General features: G+C 67.0%; 15 protein-coding genes and 1 tRNA gene. 6 read left to right on the forward strand and 10 right to left on the reverse strand.

Annotation, left to right across the window (positions count from 1 at the left end):
- The first annotated feature begins 75 nt into the window (after positions 1-75).
- Positions 76-447: a hypothetical protein gene (locus CYJ10_RS22265; RefSeq protein WP_101683630.1), complete on the forward strand. Its 372-nt coding sequence runs from the start codon at positions 76-78 to the stop codon at positions 445-447.
- Between the two features lie 71 nt (positions 448-518).
- Here the strand turns inward: CYJ10_RS22265 and CYJ10_RS22270 are convergent, their stop codons facing one another.
- Entirely contained in the window at positions 519-2,507 is a 1,989-nt protein-coding gene (locus CYJ10_RS22270) for a sensor domain-containing diguanylate cyclase (RefSeq protein ID WP_101683631.1), read from the reverse strand.
- 359 nt (positions 2,508-2,866) lie between these two features.
- Here CYJ10_RS22270 and CYJ10_RS22275 point away from each other — a divergent pair, with 359 nt between their 5' ends.
- The gene (locus CYJ10_RS22275) at positions 2,867-5,710 is read left to right on the forward strand and encodes a bifunctional diguanylate cyclase/phosphodiesterase (RefSeq protein ID WP_101683632.1); all 2,844 of its coding nucleotides are present in this window, start codon (positions 2,867-2,869) and stop codon (positions 5,708-5,710) included.
- 501 nt (positions 5,711-6,211) lie between these two features.
- On the opposite strand, the gene CYJ10_RS22280 is transcribed toward CYJ10_RS22275, so the two are convergent.
- Positions 6,212-6,541, reverse strand: a complete 330-nt coding sequence (locus CYJ10_RS22280; RefSeq protein WP_101683633.1) for a PadR family transcriptional regulator — start codon at positions 6,539-6,541, stop codon at positions 6,212-6,214.
- A gap of 537 nt (positions 6,542-7,078) precedes the next feature.
- On the opposite strand from CYJ10_RS22280, the gene CYJ10_RS22285 reads away from it, so the two are divergent.
- A complete protein-coding gene (locus CYJ10_RS22285) occupies positions 7,079-7,990 on the forward strand; it encodes a DMT family transporter (protein WP_101683634.1) in 912 nt (303 codons plus the stop codon).
- Positions 7,991-8,015: 25 nt separating this feature from the next.
- On the opposite strand, the gene CYJ10_RS22290 is transcribed toward CYJ10_RS22285, so the two are convergent.
- Positions 8,016-8,417 (reverse strand): hypothetical protein, encoded by a 402-nt coding sequence (locus CYJ10_RS22290; protein ID WP_101683635.1) that lies wholly within the window; start codon positions 8,415-8,417, stop codon positions 8,016-8,018.
- A 109-nt stretch (positions 8,418-8,526) separates the two neighbouring features.
- On the reverse strand, positions 8,527-8,994 hold the full coding sequence (gene fur, locus CYJ10_RS22295; RefSeq protein ID WP_101683636.1) for a ferric iron uptake transcriptional regulator: 468 nt from the start codon (positions 8,992-8,994) through the stop codon (positions 8,527-8,529).
- Positions 8,995-9,473: 479 nt separating this feature from the next.
- Here fur and CYJ10_RS22300 point away from each other — a divergent pair, with 479 nt between their 5' ends.
- The 3 genes from CYJ10_RS22300 to CYJ10_RS22310 all read left to right on the forward strand — a co-directional run bounded on the left by CYJ10_RS22300 (position 9,474) and on the right by CYJ10_RS22310 (position 12,404).
- On the forward strand, positions 9,474-10,214 hold the full coding sequence (locus CYJ10_RS22300) for a 2OG-Fe(II) oxygenase (protein ID WP_101683637.1): 741 nt from the start codon (positions 9,474-9,476) through the stop codon (positions 10,212-10,214).
- A 213-nt stretch (positions 10,215-10,427) separates the two neighbouring features.
- Positions 10,428-10,889 carry a tripartite tricarboxylate transporter TctB family protein gene (locus tag CYJ10_RS22305; RefSeq protein ID WP_101683638.1) on the forward strand — a complete coding sequence of 154 codons (462 nt, stop codon included), beginning with the start codon at positions 10,428-10,430 and terminating at the stop codon, positions 10,887-10,889.
- Between the two features lie 12 nt (positions 10,890-10,901).
- Positions 10,902-12,404: a tripartite tricarboxylate transporter permease gene (locus CYJ10_RS22310; RefSeq protein WP_101683639.1), complete on the forward strand. Its 1,503-nt coding sequence runs from the start codon at positions 10,902-10,904 to the stop codon at positions 12,402-12,404.
- Between the two features lie 85 nt (positions 12,405-12,489).
- On the opposite strand, the gene selD is transcribed toward CYJ10_RS22310, so the two are convergent.
- From selD to fdhE, 6 genes are all read right to left on the reverse strand, one after another.
- Positions 12,490-13,557 (reverse strand): selenide, water dikinase SelD, encoded by a 1,068-nt coding sequence (gene selD, locus CYJ10_RS22315; RefSeq protein ID WP_101683640.1) that lies wholly within the window; start codon positions 13,555-13,557, stop codon positions 12,490-12,492.
- Positions 13,557-14,708 (reverse strand): transglutaminase-like domain-containing protein, encoded by a 1,152-nt coding sequence (locus CYJ10_RS22320; protein ID WP_101683641.1) that lies wholly within the window; start codon positions 14,706-14,708, stop codon positions 13,557-13,559. The genes selD and CYJ10_RS22320 overlap by 1 nt, the downstream gene beginning before the upstream one ends.
- A gap of 100 nt (positions 14,709-14,808) precedes the next feature.
- Positions 14,809-14,904: transfer RNA gene (locus CYJ10_RS34230), tRNA-Sec, on the reverse strand.
- An 18-nt stretch (positions 14,905-14,922) separates the two neighbouring features.
- Positions 14,923-16,848 carry a selenocysteine-specific translation elongation factor gene (selB, locus tag CYJ10_RS22325; RefSeq protein WP_101683642.1) on the reverse strand — a complete coding sequence of 642 codons (1,926 nt, stop codon included), beginning with the start codon at positions 16,846-16,848 and terminating at the stop codon, positions 14,923-14,925.
- Positions 16,845-18,284 carry an L-seryl-tRNA(Sec) selenium transferase gene (selA, locus tag CYJ10_RS22330; RefSeq protein ID WP_257993463.1) on the reverse strand — a complete coding sequence of 480 codons (1,440 nt, stop codon included), beginning with the start codon at positions 18,282-18,284 and terminating at the stop codon, positions 16,845-16,847. The genes selB and selA overlap by 4 nt, the downstream gene beginning before the upstream one ends.
- Positions 18,281-19,252, reverse strand: a complete 972-nt coding sequence (gene fdhE, locus CYJ10_RS22335) for a formate dehydrogenase accessory protein FdhE (RefSeq protein ID WP_101683643.1) — start codon at positions 19,250-19,252, stop codon at positions 18,281-18,283. The genes selA and fdhE overlap by 4 nt, the downstream gene beginning before the upstream one ends.
- Positions 19,253-19,276: the final 24 nt, after the last annotated feature.

Raw genomic sequence — 19,276 nt, forward strand, 5'->3', positions numbered from 1 at the left:
CCGAAATGGCGGATAGCCGACGAAGCGCGCAGAAGGCAGTGATTGACACAATCCGCCAGTGGAAAGGACAGCATCATGGGTGAGGCAAAACGGCGGGGTACGCCCGAGGAACGGGAACAGCAGGCACGGGCACGGATCGACGCGCTGCGGCCTGCACAGCTGGTCTGCGGATCTTGCAAGACCGCATTCACCAATTTCGATGCGATTCCCGCACCGGGCCTGCACGGCATCGACGCAGTGTTCGGCGGCCAGTGCCCGAATTGCGGCAACGACGTGGTCGTGTTCCGGGGCGAATCGAAGGCAGTGGCTGAAGCCATGCTGGCCTACGAGCGGATGATGGGCGAGAACGCCAAGCTCGGCTACCAGTCGGCGGACGGCCGCCACGTGCCGTTCGACGCCGACGCCCCGCAGGCGTCGGATGCGTCCGACGAATCCACCAAGCACTGACTAGGCACTGACGCTGCCCCGGTGGCGGCTTTCAGCGCCGAAAGTCGGCACTCACCTGCGCTGGCAGCCAGTCAGGCTTCCACTTTCAGCAGTTCCGCCGGGCCGATTTCGTATCGGCCCCGGCCCAGCGCCTTGGCGCGATACAGCAGCACGTCGGCCATGCGCATCAGCGCCTCTTCGCTGAGCGGCGCCCCCCGGTACAGGGCCACGCCAATGCTGACGTCCACATCGGTAACGACCCCGTCGAAATAGAACTGCCGGCCCACCGACTCCAGGATGGCCTCGGCCACGCGCCGCGCTGCCTGGGGGGTTTCGATATCCGACAGGATTACCGCGAATTCGTCGCCGCCCAGGCGGGCCACGTGGTCCTGCTTGCGCGCGCAGCGGCGCAGCCGCAAGGCAAATGACTGCAACAGCAGATCGCCGGTGGCATGGCCGTGGATGTCGTTCACGGCCTTGAAACGGTCCATGTCCAGGTAGAGCAGCGCCATCAGGCGATCCTCGTTCCGGCTCAGGGTCATGGCGTCGCGCAGGTGCGCCTCGAACGCGCTTCGGTTCTGCAGCTGGGTCAGGTGATCGGTGCGGGACAGATGGGACAGGCGCTGGTTTTCCAGCTTGCGCTGCGTGATGTCCAGCACGTGGATATGCACGCCCACCACCTGCTTGCCGTCCTCGCTCCATTCGGGGCGATAGCTGGTTTCCATCCAGTGGTGGTGCGGAAACACGTACTCGCCCTCGAAGCTCACCACGCTGCCCGCCAGCGCCTGCTGCAGGTACGGGCGGGCGCGCAGGTAGCGTTCCTCGCCCAGCAGTTCGCGCACGGTCATGCCGCGGATCTGCTCGACCGACAATCCGAACGCACTTTCATAGGCCGCGTTGTTGAAGACGTAGCGCTCGTCGTTGTCGATGAAGGCCAGCAGCGCGGGCAGGGTATCGGTCACGGCGCGCAGCCGGCGTTCGCTGCGGGCCAGCTGCTGCCCGCGCTGGCGCACGTCGCGCATCAGGCGGATAAAGGCACGCGTGACGTCGCCGATTTCGTCGCGCTGGGGCCGCTGTGGCAGCCGCTCGAAGGCGTCCAGGTCGCTGGCGCTGTCGCGCACCACCTGGTGCAGCCGCGACAACGGCGTCAGCAGCTTGCGCACGGCCAGCCAGATCAGCAGGGCCACCACGGCAAGCACGATGCCGGACATCATCAGGAAGCGCCGCTGCAGTTGCCGCAGCGGCGTGTAGGCTTCGTGCGCGGGCAGCACGGCCACCAGTTCCCACCCCGTGGTGGCCATGAGCCGCCGCGCGATCACCGGGCGCGTCGGGGCCAGGAATTCCAGCGGGGCGGCATGGTCGTCGATCCCGCAGGTGTTGCCGGCGGCGCTGGCCGGCTGGTGGGCCTGAGCGGGGTCGGGGTGCTGGATGTACACAGGTGCCGCCCCGGCCGACACCAGGCAGTAGAAGCCTGTGATGCCCAGCCGGCTATGGCCGATCTCCACCAGGAAGTTGGAGTGCCCTAGGTTGAGCCAGCCGGCCACCAGCCCCATGAACGTACCCGATGGCGACAGGATCGGCACCGCCAGCAGCGCACCCATCGAGCCATCGGTGCGCGCCCGCAACGGCGCCGCCACCACCACATTGTGCGTGCGCGCGGCTTCGCGAAAGTAGGCGCGGTCGCTGATGTCGGCCGGGGCCGCCCCGCCCATATTGAGCAAGGCGCCGTCGGCATCGGCCACCAGCACGGAATCGAACGCCTCCGGCATCGGCACGGTGCGGGTCACCACGTCCTTGAGCCGGTCGCGCAGCGCGTCGGGCGACATGCCATGCGCCGCCGCCAGCGGCCCGCTTAGCTGCGGCGCCAGGTGGGTCAGCATCACGATGCGGTCTTCCATGGCGGTATCAAGCTGGTCGGCCGACAGCTTGACGATCGACTCCTGCTGGTTCTGCAGCACATCCTCCAGGTCGCGGTGGGCGTAGTAGAGCGAACCGAGCACGATGCCGGTGCCCAGCACGGCGGCCAGCACCGTGGTGATCAGCGCAATGCGCGCCTTGAGCGATGGCAGGAATCGGGGCATGGGTTCAGGTACGAAGCCGGCACGGAAGCGCGGGGGGCGGAATGTCTGCGGGCAGGGCGGCCGAAAGGCGTGGGCGTCAGGTCTCGGAGCACGCGCCTGCACATTCCAGTGCAAGGGTACGCCAAGGCAGCCGAAAGGTATCACGGCACACCCGTTTGGGTCAGCCCGGGCAATTCGGGTTTGACAATCCCGTGATACGGGCGCCCGTCCGCGCCGGGAAGGGCCCGCGCATGTGTGCGTGGCGCCACTGTGCGGCGCCAGGTCGGCGGGTTATAGTGCGGCGGTCCATGTTACGTAATGTATGCGCCAGGATTGCCCGGCATGGCGGGCGCCCCGTGTATCTCCGCCCCTTCCCATTCATGAAATTGCGCCTGCTGTCTCCCGTCGTGCTCTCGCTGCTGGTTACCGCAGGGGGGGGGCTACTGACGGCGGGGGCGTGGCGCGTGGCCACCGGGCTGGAGCGCCGGGTGGCCGAACAGGACGTAGGCGCGCTGCTGGGCCGTACCGCCGATGCGCTAACGGACCGCCTGCAGGAAAACGAACGCCTGCTGCGCGGGGCCGCCGCGCTGATGGCCGCGAATGGCAACACCACGCGCACACAGTGGCGCAACTATCTGTATTCGGCCCAGCTCGACGAGCTGCCAATCGGCACGCAGTCGATCGGCTATGCGCTGCTCGTGCCGCGGGCACAACTGGCGAGCGTGGTGGCTGGGGCCCATGCCGATGGCGTGAGCGACTATGAGGTCTATCCGCCGGTCGACCGGGCGCAGTACGCCCCGATTCTCTACAACGAGCCCACCAGCGGTCGCAACGCCCGGGCGCTGGGCTTCGACCTGCTCAGCGACCCGGCTCGCCGTGCGGCGCTCGAAGCGGCGCGCGACAGCGGCCAGCCCAGGCTGACCCCAGGGCTGGCCCTGATCCGCGAAGTGGAAGCGCAGGTGCCGCAACGCGGCGCGTTGCTGTACGCGCCGGTGTTTCCAGCCGGCGTACCGTCGGCCACGGCCGCCGAGCGGCGCGATGCGCTGTCTGGCGTGGTGTACGTCTCGCTGCGGCTCGGCGACCTGATGCGCGGCGTGAGCGGCGGTGCGTCGGCCGATCTGGTGCTGACGCTGTTTGAAGGGCCCTCGGCCGCCACCGGCAGCCTTCTGTCCGGCAGTGCACCCGAGGCCGAACGCCGCGACGACCACCGCAAGCCGATGATCGAGGCCGAACGGCAAATCGAGTTTGCCGGGGCGAACTGGACCCTGCACGCGGCCACGCGGCCCGGTTTCGAGGCCACGCACGCCGGCCGCTACGGCACGCGCGTGCTGGCACTGGGCGCGCTGGCCACGTGGCTGATGGCATGGCTGGCATTCCGCCTGGCACGGGAGCGGCGCGACGCCCGCCGGCAGGCATCGCTGGCCGGACAGGCCGGTAACGTGGTGGCGGCCGGCCTGCGCGAAAGCCTCGCGCGCGCCGAACAAAGCGCGGCCACCGCCAGCCTGCGCTATGCGCGGCTGATGGACCACGCGCCGTTCTGCGTCATCACGTTCGATGCCTACGGCATGGTCACGGGCCTCAACCGCGCCGGGCAGCGCATGCTCTGGTACGCCGAGTCGGAACTGGTCGGCCGCGTGCCTTACGCCAGCCTGCACGATGCCGACGAGGTGGCGGCGCATGCGCGCGAACTGTCGAGCGAGATCGGCGAGACCGTCGAGCCGGGGCTGCCGACGCTGGTGGCCAAGGCCCGCCTGGGCGTGACCGACGGCCGCGACTGGACCTACCTGCGCAAGGGTGGCTCGCGGCTGCCGGTGCATCTGACGGTGACGGCGCTGGCCGACGGCAGTACCGAAGGCGGTTTCCTGGCGATAGCGCACGACCTGACCGAACGCCGCCGCGTGGACGAATACATCCGGCACCTGGCCCAGCACGACGCACTGACGGGCCTGCCCAATCGCACCGAGCTGAACGCGCGCACCGAGGCGGTGCTGGCCGATGCGCGCCGCCACGGCCATCGCGTGGCGCTGTTGCTGCTGGACCTGGACCACTTCAAGCACATCAACGAAACGCTGGGGCATCCGGTGGGTGACGACGTGCTGCGCACCATCGCCGACCGCATCCGCGGCGCGGTGCGTCCGCGCGACGTGGTGGCGCGCATGGGCGGCGACGAGTTCGCGGTGGTGATGGGCGGGCTGCGCGATGACAGCGAAGCTGAACTGGCGGCGGCCAAGATCCTGGCGCGGGTATCGGAAGACCTGCAGATTGCGGGGCAGTCGCTGCGCGTGACGCCATCGCTGGGCATGGCCGTCTATCCCGACGATGGCGACACGCTGACCAACCTGATGAAGTCGGCCGATTCGGCGATGTACGCGGCCAAGCAGGACGGCCGGGCGCAATTGCGCCGCTTTGCCACGGAGATGGCGCAGGCGTCGCTGGCCCGCTTCACGATCGAGGCGCTGCTGCGCCGCGCGCTGGCCGAGCAGGAGTTCCGGCTGCGCTACCAGCCGATCGTCGACGTTGGCACCCTCGCCGTGGTGGGCGTGGAAGCCCTGATCGCCTGGGAAACGCCAGAACGGGGCCCAATGCGCCCGGCCGAGTTCATCCCCGTTGCCGAGCAGTGCGGCCTGATCGGCGCGCTGGGCGCGTGGACACTGGCCACGGCTTGCCGCGAGATCCAGTCATTGCGCACCGCGCTGGGCGTCGACATCGACGTGGCCGTCAACATTTCGCCATTGCAACTGCGGCAGGCGAATTTTCCGGAAACGGTGGCGCAGTCCCTGGAGGCCGCCGGACTGCCGGCGGCGAGCCTGACGATCGAAGTCACGGAAGGCATCCTGGTGGACGGCGGCGAAAAGACCATCGAGACGTTCCGCCGCGTGCGGCAGCTTGGTGTGGGGTTGTCAATCGACGACTTCGGCACCGGCTATTCGGGCCTGGGTTACCTGACGCGGCTGCCGATCAGCAAGCTGAAGATCGACAAGTCGTTTGTCGATGACCTTGCCATGCCGGGGCACGACCGCGCCGTGGCTGCCGCGATCATCGCGCTGGGCCACCAGTTGCATCTGCAGGTGGTGGCGGAGGGTGTCGAGTCGAAGGCCCAGTTCGATTTTCTGCGCGGCGAAGGCTGCGATGCCGTGCAGGGCTTCTTGTTCTGCCAGCCCGTGGGACTCGATGCACTGCGCCAGATCCTGCTGGGCGGCAAGGGGTTTGCCGACGCGGCGTGAACTTTCTGTGTCAGCGTCATCGCGGCCCCGGCGCCATGCGTTCAATCGGCTCGCTTGCGGCCAAAAGCCCGGTCACCTCGGGACATTGCGGGTCGCAAAATCGCCAATAATGCGCCAACAAGGTATTCCATGGGCAAGGGGCGGGCACGGCAGGACCATCACAGCTCGCCAGCCATGAGGAGGGGTCGCCATGATGAGAAAGACGCTAGGCAGGATCGGGGCCGTGGGGCGCGCGCTGACACGATGCATGCCGCGACGCGCACGGATCGAGCGCTTCGAGATGCAACGCATGGCGCCAGCCGAGCGCAGGCATCTGTGGCTGTCTTTCGTCTGTTGCGTGGCGCTGCTGGGTTGATGGCCGCCTGCGCCTGACGCTTCGGGCGAGGCGTTTCGGCAACCCAGGACGGCACGCAGAGGCACGCAGAAACGGGTACGCTCCGGCAAAAAAGAAACCCGGCGGGCGCTTGGCGCGCGGCCGGGTTTTGGTGCGAGCGGGGGAGCTCAGGTGTTCGAGGTGACAGCGGCCGGTTCTCCGATCCCCGTGGGATTGTGCAGGCGGCGGTACAGATCGTCGATGCGCGACCGGCTGCTCGCCAGTTCTTCGCGACCCTGCTCTGTCAGCAGGTAGACGCGCCCGATACCATCGCGCAGCACGCTTTCAAGATAGCCTTCCATCTGCAGTGCGCGCAGCAAAGGTCGTACGGTGCCGATGTCTACCTGGAATCCGTATTCCATGAGCATTTCTGCAAGCATGGCCACGGTGGCAGGCACCTCCATGGCGAATTGCATGACGTAGACGCGGGCTAGCAAGCCGAGGAACTGTCGTTTCATGTGGCAGGCAACGCAAAACCAGGGGTAGCGGTTGACGCGGAAATGCAACGTGAACGAAGCGCCCCATCCCCTTGCACGCTCCGTAGTCGCTACGATACGTGATTCTCGACGCCAAAAAAAAAGAAGCCGCCAGGGTTGCCTGGCGGCTTGTCGGGAATGCGTCGGAGGGGTCAATTAACTCTGGCGCAGGGCAGATTTTAATGGAACTGAATACGCGATGTCACGCGCTGTGGTAGTGCCCCCTACCATGGGGGGGTGAATCTGTAAGGCATTAGAAAGCGATATTGCGGCGAAGATGCAACATACGCCGCTATTGCCCCGTTCTTGGGCGTGAGTTGACCGGTTTTTCGTCACTTGGCCGTACACGCTTTCCGTGGCGCATGTCCGCTTCCAGCCAGCCATGGGCGTGGTTTTGCGCTGAAATGACCGTCATGAACCCGCGCCGAAATCGTGGCGAAGCTGTGCGAAGTGCAGCATTTGTCGCATTACTGCAACGGTTTGCCATCTCTGAATCCAATCATTGCCTCAACTGAACTGATGAAGCCCGCCGACCTGTTTCGCCTTTTGCTGCTCTCCGCCATCTGGGGAGCCAGCTTTCTGTTCATCCGCATCGCGGCCCCCGTGCTGGGGCCGCTGCCGACTGCCTTCTTCCGGGTGCTGATCGGCGCCGTGACGCTGGCGGCCTGCCTGCCCATGCTTGGCCTGAAATGGGGCATGCAAGGCAAGTGGCCGGCTGTGGTCATGCTGGGCATCATCAATTCCGGTATCCCGTTTGTGATGTATTCCGTTGCCGCGTTGTGGCTACCGGCTGGATATTCGGCCATCTTCAACGCCATGACGCCGCTGATGGGCGTGGTCATTGGGTCGCTGTTCTTTGCGGAACGGCTAACCCGCGCCAAGGCGGCGGGGGTGCTGCTGGGCTTGGGCGGCGTGGCGGTGCTGACCCGTACGGGGCCGGTAGTGTTTTCGCACGATGTGCTGCTGGGGGCGCTGGCGTGCCTGGTGGCCACGTCCTGTTACGGGCTGGCCGGATTCCTGACGCGTCGCTGGATCACCGCGCGCGGCGGGCTGGACAGCCGGCTAGTGGCGGGCGGCAGCCTGCTCGGTGCCACGCTGTTCCTGTTGCCGTTCAGCGTGGCGGCGCTGATCCGGGAGAACACGCTGCCGGCCGCGGGCCTGGGCGTCTGGGCGGGTATGCTTGGCCTGGGCATGTTCTGCACCGCCATCGCCTACGTTCTCTATTTCAAGCTGATCGCCGATCTTGGACCGGTGCGTTCGCTGACCGTCACATTCCTGATCCCGCCGTTCGGCATCGTCTGGGGCTGGATGTTCCTGGGCGAGATGCTGTCCTGGGCGCACGCGGCCGGCATGTTGCTGATTGGCGCGGCGGTCTGGCTGGTGCTGCGACCCGCCACGCCAGCGCCTGCGCCGGCCGTGGCGCGATCATGATGCAACGCTGGCCGATCACCCGCGATCAGCGGCGGTAGTAGCCGCGGTCATCGCCGCGATAGTGGTCATCCCCGCGGTAGTGGTCGGGGCCGCGGCCGTGATCGTGCCAGGCTTGATATTCACGGCGGTCGTACCAACGGCGGCCGTCCCAGTAGCGGTCGTTATGCCAGCCGATGACCACGGCGGGTGCGGGGGCAACGATCACGGGCGGCGCGGGACGATAGACCACCGGCGGCGGGGGCGGCGGCGCGACATAGACGGGCTGGGGTTGCACATAGACCGGGGCCGGCGCCACGACGACCGGAGCCGGCGCAACGGGCACGCCAAAATTCACGTCGACATCGACGCGGGCCATGGCGGCAGTGGAAGTGGCCAGCGCGGCGGCGCCGGCAACGAGAAGGGAGAGATACAGGGGGCGCTTGTTCATCGTAAATCACCAGTGGGTGAGCTGCTATGGCTCCACTCTACCCATCTGGCGTATTACCGATTGCACGCCTTTGTAACAGCACTTCGTGTTTGTGTAAGAAACGTCCGCGCTACTTTCGGAGGATACCAGTGGCGGTTTCCACATCCGACTGCTGGCAGGTGGGGCACAGCCCATAGAGCACCAGCATGTGCTCGCGCAGGACGAAGTCGTTCTGAGCGGCCACCTGCTTTTGTCGCGCCTCGATGCCCTCGTCACTGAATTCTTCCACGACGCCGCAGCCGATACAGATCAGATGGTCGTGATGGCCGCCCTCGTTGAGCTCGAATACGGCATGGTCCGCCTCGAAGCTGTGACGCAGCAGGATATTGGCCTGCACCAGCTGGTTAAGCACGCGGTAGACGGTGGACAGGCCCGCATCGACATCGAGATCGAGCAGGATCCGATAGACATCTTCCGCGCTCAGGTGGCGACGGTCGCTATTGCGGAACGCTTCCAGCACGTGCATGCGCGGTGACGTGGCTTTCAGGCCCGCGCGCTTGAGTGGTACGGCTTCGGAGTTCACTGTGGAAGTAGTCATGCGGCGGCTCGCGCCCCACTGGGACGCACGGTTAATACTCCGGGCGGTGGATCAACGGCGGAAAGCTGGGGCCGGCGCCCTCGGCCGGCCGACCTTCCGCCGGATCGTGGCGGAAGCAGGCGGGAAGCGTCGGATCGATCAAGTCGGATCGCTCCGGACGGCGCGCTGTGCCTGCATGGCGCGCGGAATAAAAAGGTGGCCTGGCTTGCTGCAGGATGACGCGATCGGGAAAACGGGGTCTGGATGTTTTCCCGATCTTCCTGCAACTGGCTACTACCAAACGCTCCGTGTCTCGGAGCGGTCCCCACAAAAGACGGTATCGGGCGCCGTATCGATCGGCATCGCTACCACGCCCTGCAATCTGTACTGCGCTGTCCGGTTTCGGCGATGCCGTACGTCAGACAGTGGTTGGATAGTAAATGGGAATCGATCTCATTACAAGGAAAATTTTCGTCCCTGATTCCGGAAGTGGCTTTGACATGAAGACCGAACAGACCCCGACCCCCATCCGCCCCGCCAGCCGGCACACTATCGATGCGCTCGACTGGTCCGGCATTGGCTGCGATCTTGACGAATTTGGCTGCGCGGCGATCCGGGGGCTGATTGCGCCAACGATGTGCGACGCACTGGCCGCGCTCTATCCGCAGGATGCGCTGTACCGCTCGCGCATCGATATGCGCCGGCATGGCTTTGGCCGTGGCGAGTACAAGTATTTTGCCTATCCGCTGCCCGACGCCGTGGAAGCACTGCGTACCGCGCTCTACCCGCATCTGGCGCCGATCGCCAACCGCTGGAACGCGGCGATGGGTATCGACGTCGATTACCCGGCCGCGCACGCCGACTACCTGGCCCGCTGCCATCGCGCCGGCCAGTTGCGCCCCACGCCACTGCTGCTGCGGTACGAGGCGGGCGACTACAACTGCCTGCACCAGGACCTGTACGGCGAATACGTGTTTCCGCTGCAGGCGGCGATTCTGCTATCCGAGCCGGGCAAGGACTTTACCGGCGGCGAATTCGTGATGACCGAGCAGCGGCCGCGCATGCAGTCGCGGGCCGAAGTGGTCTCGCTGGGCAAGGGCGATGCGGTGGTGTTTGCCGTGAGTCAGCGGCCGGTTCAGGGCACGCGGGGGACCTATCGCGTGAATCTGCGGCACGGCGTCAGCCGCCTGCACACCGGCCGCCGCCAGACGCTGGGCATCATCTTCCACGACGCGACCTGACGGCGTGGGGTCCGATGATGGTGGCACCCGCCGTGCATCATTACATCACAGAATGATGTAAAAAATTCAATGACACCGATCACCCGAAAATGACTCGGGGATTTCCCGTAGCCTTGTCCAAATACATCACAGCATGATGTATCGTCTCGAACCTCATGCACTGGCAATCCCGCGAAAGACGGAACCGGTGCGTAGACAAAACGGGGAAGACAAATGCAAATACGGAGACAGACGGACTTCCTGTCCGGGCTGATGTTCATCGCTGTCGGGTTGGGATTCTCATTCATCGCCCACGGCTACACGATGGGAACGGCTGCCCGCATGGGGCCGGGCTACTTTCCATTCTGGCTGGGGATCGTGCTGGCACTGCTCGGCGCCGCGGTGGCGATCGGCGCCACGTCGAACAAGGGCGATTCAGACCGCGTGGCACGGTGGGACATCAAGACGCTGTTGTGGATCCTGGGGTCGGTGGTGCTGTTCGGCCTGGTGCTCAAGCCGCTGGGCATGGTGTTGTCCGTCCTAGTGCTTGTGGTGACGTCGTCGATGGCGAGCCATGAGTTCACGTGGAAGGGGGCGTGCGCGAACGCCGTCGTGCTGGTGATCATCAGCACGGTCGCGTTCGTCTACGGCATCAACCTGCAGATGCCGGTGTGGCCGGCATTCCTGACGAACTGAGGACGGACGATCATGGAACTGTTGAGCCACCTTGCGCTGGGATTCTCCACGGCGCTGTCGCTGCAGAACGTCGCCTACGCTTTCCTTGGCTGTGTGCTGGGCACGCTGATCGGGGTGTTGCCGGGCCTGGGGCCGCTGGCCACCATCGCCATGCTGCTGCCGGTCACGTACTCGCTGCCGCCAGTGGCGGCGCTGATCATGCTGGCGGGCATCTACTATGGCGCTCAGTATGGCGGATCCACGACCGCGATCCTGGTGAACCTGCCCGGCGAGTCGTCGTCGGTGTGCACCACGCTGGACGGCTACCAGATGGCCCGACGCGGCCGCGCCGGCGTGGCGCTGGCCACGGCTGGCTTGGGGTCGTTCTTTGCAGGCAGCGTCGCCACGCTGATCCTGGCGGCGTTTGCCACGCCGCTGTCCGAACTCGCGTTCAAGTTCGGGCCGGCCGAGTACTTCTCGCTGATGGTGTTGGGTCTGATCGGCGCCGTGGTGCTCGCGTCCGGATCGCTGGTCAAGGCTGTTGCGATGATCGTGCTGGGCCTGCTGCTGGGCCTGATTGGCACTGACGTGAACTCGGGTGCCGCGCGCTTTTCGTTCGATGTGCCGGAGCTGACCGACGGCATCAGCATCACCGCGCTGGCCATGGGCCTGTTCGGGTTTGCCGAAATCATCGCCAACCTTGAGCAGAAGGAAACGCGCGAGACCTTTACCGACAAGGTTACCGGGTTGTTCCCGACGCGCGAGGACTTCAAGCGCATGATTCCGGCCGTGCTGCGTGGCACGTTGCTGGGATCGGCACTGGGCATCCTGCCGGGCGGTGGCGCATCGCTGGCGTCGTTTGCAGCCTATTCGCTGGAAAAGAAGACGTCGCGGTACTCCCACGAATTTGGCAAGGGCGCGATCGAGGGCGTGGCCGGACCAGAGTCCGCGAACAACGCCGCCGCGCAGACGTCCTTCATCCCGCTGCTGACGCTGGGCATTCCACCCAATGCGGTGATGGCGCTGATGGTGGGCGCCATGACGATTCACAACATCCAGCCCGGTCCGCAGGTCATGACCAGCAATCCGTCGCTGTTCTGGGGGCTGATCGCTTCCATGTGGATCGGCAACTTCATGCTCGTGGTGCTGAACCTGCCGCTGATCGGTATCTGGGTCAAGCTGCTGACCGTGCCCTATCGCTACCTGTATCCGGCGATCCTCACGTTCTGCAGCATCGGTGTGTACTCGGTCAACAACACGGTGTTCGATGTCTTTGTGGCCGCGGCGTGCGGGCTGGTCGGCTACCTGTTCCTGAAGCTCCGCTGCGAGCCTGCGCCATTGCTGCTGGGCTTTGTGCTGGGGCCGATGATGGAGGAGAACTTCCGTCGTACCCTGCTGCTGTCGCGCGGAGACTTCAGCGTGTTCGTGTCGCGGCCGCTCTCGCTGGGGTTGCTGATAGCCGCTGCGGCGCTGGTGGCCGTGGTGGCGCTGCCGTCGATCAAGGCCAAGCGCGAAGAGGCATTTCAGGAGGAATGAGGGAGGCCGGTTGGCCCCTCTCCCATCAATGGGCGAGGGGGCCAACTGGCGGTGCCAGTGAATTTCGCTTACCGTCAGCAGCCACTTACTCGGTCACGCGAACCCCCGTCGCTCCCTGCTTCATCTGTCCGATCACGGCAGCGTGTCCGAATCCCTCCTTGCGGAAGATGCCCAGCACCGCGTCGGCGGCATCGGGCGCGCAAGACACCAGCAATCCTCCGCTGGTCTGCGGATCGGTCAGCAGTGCCTGTTGCACGTGCGACACCCCGGTGTCCAGCGTGACATCGTGCCCGTAGCTGGCCCAGTTGCGCCGCGACGCACCGGTGACCGCTCCGCCTTCCGCCAGCGCTGCCACGCCGGGCAGTAGCGGCACGCGCGACATGTCGATCGTGGCGCCCAATTCGCTACCACGGCAGACCTCCAGCAGATGGCCGAGCAGACCAAAGCCGGTTACGTCGGTGATCGCGTGCACGCCATCCATCTCGCCAAGCGCCTTGCCGGGCGTGTTGAGCTGCGTGGTGCTGGCGATCATCTGCCGATAGCCATAGTCGTCGAGTAGTTCCTTCTTGATCGCGGCCGAATAAATGCCCACGCCCAGTGGCTTGCCCAGTACCAGCACGTCGCCGGCCTGCGCGTCGCGATTGCGGCGGATGCGATCCGGGTGCACCAGGCCCATCACCACCAGCCCGTAGATGGGCTCCACGGAATCGATCGAGTGGCCGCCCGCAATCGGGATGCCCGCCTCGGCGCAGATCGATTCGCCGCCTTCCAGAATCTTGCCGATGGTCTGCGGCGACAGCTTGTCCACGGGCATGCCCACCAAGGCCAGCGCCATGATCGGCGTGCCGCCCATCGCATAGACGTCGGAGATGGCATTGGTGGCCGCGATGCGCCCGAAATCGTAAGGGTCGTCCACTACGGGCATGAAGAAATCCGTGGTGGCCACCAGCGCCTGCGTGTCGTTGAGGCGGTACACCGCCGCGTCGTCGCTTGTCTCGATGCCCACCAGCAGCCCCGGCGGCGCCGGGAAGTGCCGGGTGTTGCGCAGGATGTCACTGAGCACCCCGGGGGCAATCTTGCAGCCGCAGCCGCCGCCGTGTGCAAGCGATGTCAGGCGCACTTCACCGCCATTGGGCTCCAGGGATGCCGTCATCAGGCCACCCTCCGCGACGCGATGCGATAGCCGAATGCGGCCGGATCCAGGCTATCCAGCGTCCTCGCCACGGTCTTCGCCTGCGGATACATCAGGAAGGGCACGGGTGCCATGCCGCTGCCGGGCAGGCGCACGTCGTGGCCATGGTTGTAGGCCACCCAGTTGCCTTCCCAGGCGCCGAACAGCAGGGCGCGGGCGGCCCGCACCTTGCTGTCCGTCATCGGCAGGCCGCCCGGCACCTCTTCGAGCGCCACCTTGCGGACATCGCCCGGGTCGGCGGGAATCCATCCATAGCCGGCCGCATAGAACTCGGCGCGGCAGTGCTGGGCCTTGGAGATGTCGCCCGCCTTGCCCAGGGCGCGGAAGCCGCGCTGGGAGTCGTCGACGCGGATGCCGTACGCATCGCGCGCCGGGATGCCGACCGAGCGGGCCAATGCCACGAACAGGCCGTTGATGTCCGCGCACTTGCCATTCATGATGCCGCCGGTCTTCAGCATCGTCACCACGTCGCCGGTGCCGCAGCCGCGTACGCTGGCATCGCGGCAGGTATGGTCGACCACCCACTGGTAGATGGCCTGCGCGCGGCTCATGTCGTCGGTCAGCCCGGCGGTGATGGCCAGCGCCGTCTGGCGCACGATGCCGTCGGTGGGCATCAGTTGCGTGGGCCGCCGGTACTCGGCCAGCGTGGCGGTCGATTCTGCCGAGCGCGCCGACTGTGTCGATTCAAGTGACGGCGCCGCGCCAAGGTCGACATCGCGGTCGCGCAGCGCCACGGTGCTGGTAAGCCGCGCCGACAGCGGCGTGCCGTGGGTAGCGGTGGGCCAGTCGATGACCAGCATGTCCACGCCGTAGCGCCCCGCGCGTGCCGCGCGGGCGCGCGCGCCGGGCGCGATCCATTCGTTCGACACGGTGCGCTGGTAGTCGCCCAGGTGCGGGGCGGTGACGGGCAGCCATACCGTGGCCGGCGCCGCGGCTGCGGGCAACTGCACTTCGGTGGTCAGCTCGTAGACGCGCCAGCCGGCGGTGGCCGGATACGGGTCGGCGGGCGTGGAGGAAGCGGAAGAGGGGGTGGCGGAGAAGGCCGGGCTGATGCCCGCGCTAATGGAAACCGGTACTGCGGCACCCAGCCGCAGGAATGCGCGTCTGTCCATGATGATTCCTCTGGATGAGAAGTTCGAGACTCGAAACATGCCCAACCGCTGCTTATGCATGGTAGGTCATGCGCATGGCAACAGGGAAATCGAAGGGGACTGGCGGAAAGCAGCAGGAGTCGAACCTACCTGGGAACGTCTGGCGCCCCCAACCGGGTTTGAAGCCCGGCCGCATCACCGGATACGGATGCCTTCCCTTGCAGGATCTATGGATCTATGACGGCGCTGGCCGGGCAGGCGTGGCCAGCGGACGCCATTCGCTATCGGGGCGCAACATGCGCGCATTGCATACGCGGCGAGTGTATCCCGCGCGATCGAAGAACTCCAGAATCTGGATCGTGCGCTTGCGGCCCAGCCCCACGGCATCGCGAAACGCAATCACTTCCACATGCCCCTGCGCGGCGGCCATGGTGCCGAACAGCTGGGCTAGCGTCTCGATGGTGGCTTCGGCGTAGAGCAGGTCGCGCACTACCTGGTGCACCGCGCCCTGCCGCGCCAGCTTGCGCAGCACCTGGCGAACCTGCTCCTCGGGTGCGTTCAGGGCCACGGCATGCTCGCGTACCCAGGGGGGATCGAAGCCGCCGGCCGCCACCCGCGGCAGCAGCTGCGCGGCCAGCGCCTGTTCGGCATCGGTGAACGTGATGGCGTGGCCCGGCAGGCGCAGCCATCCACCATGACGCTCCACGGCCTGCTGCTGCAGCAGCGTGTCGAGCAGGGCGGACCAGAGTGCGTCCGGAATCGACGCGCCGGCAAATGCCACGCGGCGCAGCGAACCGGCGCCCAGGCCGGGTTCGTCGGGCATGCGTGCATGGAAGGCCTTCAGCGTGTCCAGCACGCCGGTGCGCAGCGCATCGAGGTAGCGCGACAGAATCAGTGTGTCGCCGATCCGCTGCACATCGGGTGGTAACGTCATGGCGCTGGCCGGCAGGCCCATCAGGCGCACCAGCCGGGCCTCGGCAACGCCGTGCGGCGCGTTGTCCAGCAACGGCAGGATGCCCGCACCGTCCAGCATCTGCTCCGTCGCCTGCAGCCAGCGAACCCGACCGGGGGCGCGCCGATGCCGTTCGGGTGCCACGTTGTCCAGCACCACGCCGCCGCCCACCGTCTGCGTGGCCTGGGGGTTGCGCAGGATGAAGCGGTCGCCGGCTACTGCGCAAACCGGCGCGCCGAACACGAGCTGGGCCAGCGCGGAGCCGCCCGGCTCCAGCGCTTCGCAATCCAGCAGCACGGCATTGGCCACGCGATGCGCGGCGCCCAGATGTACGTGCAGCGGCGACCAGTGGCCGATCCGCGAGCCGGCGCCCGGATGCAGCGCGAGCCGGACATCGATGCGCGTTACCGGCGCCATCAAGGCGGGATCGACGATCCAGTCGCCGCGATGGATGTCGGCCTTGTCGATGCCGGCCAGGTTCAGTGCGCAACGCTGCCCCGCCAGGCCGGCTTCGGCGGGCCGGTTCTGGGCGTGGATGCTGCGCACGCGCGCGGGTAGGCCCGATGGCGCCACCTGCATCACGTCTCCCACGGCCACGCGGCCGCCGAACACGGTGCCGGTGACCACGGTGCCATGGCCGCCCAGCGTGAACACGCGGTCCACGGCCAGCCGGAACAGGCCACCGGCGCCGTGCGCGGGCGTGTGCTGGGCGGTGTCTTGCAGCCAGGTGCGCAGCGCGGCGACGCCCGGGTCGGCATCGTCGGTGGCGTTGAGCGGGAACACGTCGGACCCCTCATAGGGGGTGCCGGCCAGCAGTGCCTCGATCTCGCCGCGCACGCTAGCCAGTTGCGTGGCGTCGGCCCGGTCGGCCTTGGTCAGCGCCACCACGGCACGCGGCACGCCCAGGCGTTCGACGATGGTCAGGTGCTCGCGTGTCTGCGGCATGACGCCGTCGTCGGCGGCCACCACCAGCAGCGCCAGGTCGATGCCGCTGGCCCCGGCCGCCATCGTATGAATCAGGCGTTCGTGGCCCGGCACGTCGATATAGCCCAGTACATCGCCATCGGGCAGCGGCGTGTAGGCGTACCCCAGTTCGATCGAGATGCCGCGCGCCTTCTCTTCCTTGAGCCGATCGGTATCGACGCCGGTCAGCGCGCGCACCAGCGTGGTCTTGCCGTGGTCGATATGTCCGGCCGTGCCTACGATCATAAGCGCAGCGCCTCCGCCAGCAAGGGCCACTGGGCTGTGAACGCGGCTTCGTCGGCGGCTTCCAGGCAGCGCAGGTCTAGCCACAGCGCGTTTTCGCTGACGCGGCCGATCACGGGGCGCGGCAGCGCGCGCAGCGCGGCTTCCAGTTGCTGCAGGCGCCGGCCGCTACGCTTGCCGGCGTCGCGCGGGCCGATCACCAGCCCGAAGCTGGCCAGCTGCCCGCCGGGCATCGCACCACTGCCGATCTGGCTGACCATGGCGACTGCCGCCACTTGCCAGCCATCGCCCAGCGGCGCCTGCAGCCAGGGCAGCAGGCGGTCGGCCATCGACGCCATCTCGCTGGCGGGCCGCGTCAGCAGGCGCAGCGTGGGCAGGGATTGCGCCAGCGTGTCCGGATCGCGATACAGCCGCAGCACCGGCTCCAGCGCGGCCAGCGTGAGCTTGCCCACGCGCAGCGCGCGCTTGAGCGGGTTTTTCTTGATCTTCGCGATGAGGTCGGCACGGCCCACGATCAGGCCCGCCTGCGGGCCGCCCAGCAGCTTGTCGCCGCTGAACGTGACCAGGTCGGCGCCTGCGGCGATGGTGTCGCGCACCGTGGTCTCGCGCGGCAGGCCCCATTGCGTGAGATCGCTCAGCGTGCCGCTGCCCAGATCCACCACCACCGGCAGGCCTAGCGGCTGCGCGATGCGCGCCACCTCGGCCACTTCCACGCTGCGCGTGAAGCCGGTGATTTCGTAGTTGCTGCAATGCACCTTCATCAACAGCGCCGTGCGCGCGCCAACGGCGTTGGCGTAGTCGTGCGGATGCGTGCGGTTGGTCGTGCCGATCTCCACCAGCTTGACGCCGGCGCGCTGCATGACATCGGGAATCCGGAAGGCGCCGCCGATTTCCACCAGTTCGCCGCGCGACACCACCACCTCGCGGCGTTGTGCCAGCGTGTTCAGCATCAGCAGCACGGCCGCCGCGTTGTTGTTGACCACCGTGGCGGCCTGGGCGCCGGTCAGTTCGCACAGCAGGTCGTCGACCAGGTCGTCGCGGTCGCCACGGCCACCCGTGCCGAGATCGAATTCGAGATTGGCCGGCGTGGTCATGGCGCGCATCACGGCCTGCACCGCGCTATCGGGCAGCAGCGCCCGGCCCAGGTTGGTGTGCAGCACGGTGCCGGTCAGGTTGAATACGGCGCGCAGGCGCGGCTGGGCGTCGCGGGCCAGTTGCGTGGCCAGGGCGGCGCACAGGGCGTCGTCGCCGATGGCCTGGCGCGTAAGCTGCCCAGTCACGGCCTGGGCGCGCAGCATATCGAGCAGGCGGCGCAGGGCGCTGGTGGCCGGCACGCGGCCGTATCGGTCCAGCAACGGCTGCAGGCCTGGCAACCGCAGCACGCGGTCGACCGAAGGGATGTCGGCGGGGCGGGCGGGCATCGACACGGTGTCGTTCATCCACGAACCCCCACCATCTCCACGCCGCCGTCGTCGCCGTCTTCGTCGTCATCGGCCAGCCACAGCAGCGGATTGCCGTTGGCGCGGCCGTAGCCCGCTTCGCCCATCATCACGTCGAGCGCCAGGGAGGCCAGGTCGTCGGCCAGCGGCTCGACCATCGGGTCCTTCTCCATGTAGGCGATCTTGCGGTAGTGGTGGCACTGGTCGCAGGTTTCGGCCTTGAGCGCGTCGCCCTGGCCTTCGACGGCGTAGTAGCTGATGCCCTCGGTGGTTTCGCAGTGGCTGCACTTTACGCGCACCATGTGCCATTCGGTGGCGCACAGGCCGCAGTGCAGGTAGCGCAGCCCCTGGTAGCGTCCGCCGATGCGCACGATGCTGGCCACCGGCAGTGTGCCGCAGACCGGGCAGACCGTGTGGACGTCGAGCATCGGCATGTCCTTCTCGCGCAGCTGGCTAGCCAACACGGTGCGATCCAGTTGCAGGGCCGCCATCAGCAGCGGCGCGATGGTGGTGTCGATGGGGTGGTCGCCGGCGGGGAGCAGCCCCAGCAGCGCCTGCACGGCGTGGGCCAGCGCATCGGCCGGCATCGCGTGCAGGGTGGCCAGCGGGGCAGCGAGTTCGGGGGCAGTGGTGGCGAGCCGCTCGAACAGCGCGGCGGCGGCGTGCGGCGCGCCGGCGTCCTGCGCGGGCAGCAGTGGCATGCAGTGTTCGCCGGCGCGGTTGATGGCTTCGGGGGAAAGCGGTGCGAAATCGGGAGACTGGGCGAGCGACTGGGCCACCACATGCTGCGCATCGGCGACCGTGGCCATCAGCAGCAGGTAAGGGCCGATCGGATTGCCGGGCGCCAGCTGGCGTAGCCGCTGGGCCCGCGCGGTGAAAATTTCGGCAAGGTCGGGCAAACGCACACGCGCGATGGCGATGTGGTCGATCGATTCGATTTCCGCCGGCTCCAGAATGCGCTGCACCATCAGTCGTCATCCCTTGGCAGTCCG

Origin of the sequence: Cupriavidus pauculus, from assembly GCF_002858765.1 — a bacterium.
In the GTDB taxonomy this organism is placed as follows: domain Bacteria; phylum Pseudomonadota; class Gammaproteobacteria; order Burkholderiales; family Burkholderiaceae; genus Cupriavidus; species Cupriavidus pauculus_B.

Bases quoted from the DNA above. Each gene is read 5' to 3' on its own strand.
- CYJ10_RS22300 (WP_101683637.1), top strand. From the start codon at position 9,474: ATGAAGACCGAACAGACCCCGACCCCCATCCGCCCCGCCAGCCGGCAC.
- selD (WP_101683640.1), bottom strand. From the start codon at position 13,557: ATGACGGCATCCCTGGAGCCCAATGGCGGTGAAGTGCGCCTGACATCG.
- CYJ10_RS22290 (WP_101683635.1), bottom strand. From the start codon at position 8,417: ATGAACAAGCGCCCCCTGTATCTCTCCCTTCTCGTTGCCGGCGCCGCC.
- CYJ10_RS22270 (WP_101683631.1), bottom strand. From the start codon at position 2,507: ATGCCCCGATTCCTGCCATCGCTCAAGGCGCGCATTGCGCTGATCACC.
- CYJ10_RS22275 (WP_101683632.1), top strand. From the start codon at position 2,867: ATGAAATTGCGCCTGCTGTCTCCCGTCGTGCTCTCGCTGCTGGTTACC.
- selA (WP_257993463.1), bottom strand. From the start codon at position 18,284: ATGAACGACACCGTGTCGATGCCCGCCCGCCCCGCCGACATCCCTTCG.
- CYJ10_RS22265 (WP_101683630.1), top strand. From the start codon at position 76: ATGGGTGAGGCAAAACGGCGGGGTACGCCCGAGGAACGGGAACAGCAG.
- CYJ10_RS22320 (WP_101683641.1), bottom strand. From the start codon at position 14,708: ATGGACAGACGCGCATTCCTGCGGCTGGGTGCCGCAGTACCGGTTTCC.
- fur (WP_101683636.1), bottom strand. From the start codon at position 8,994: ATGACTACTTCCACAGTGAACTCCGAAGCCGTACCACTCAAGCGCGCG.
- CYJ10_RS22305 (WP_101683638.1), top strand. From the start codon at position 10,428: ATGCAAATACGGAGACAGACGGACTTCCTGTCCGGGCTGATGTTCATC.
- selB (WP_101683642.1), bottom strand. From the start codon at position 16,848: ATGATCGTAGGCACGGCCGGACATATCGACCACGGCAAGACCACGCTG.
- CYJ10_RS22280 (WP_101683633.1), bottom strand. From the start codon at position 6,541: ATGAAACGACAGTTCCTCGGCTTGCTAGCCCGCGTCTACGTCATGCAA.
- CYJ10_RS22285 (WP_101683634.1), top strand. From the start codon at position 7,079: ATGAAGCCCGCCGACCTGTTTCGCCTTTTGCTGCTCTCCGCCATCTGG.
- fdhE (WP_101683643.1), bottom strand. From the start codon at position 19,252: ATGGTGCAGCGCATTCTGGAGCCGGCGGAAATCGAATCGATCGACCAC.
- CYJ10_RS22310 (WP_101683639.1), top strand. From the start codon at position 10,902: ATGGAACTGTTGAGCCACCTTGCGCTGGGATTCTCCACGGCGCTGTCG.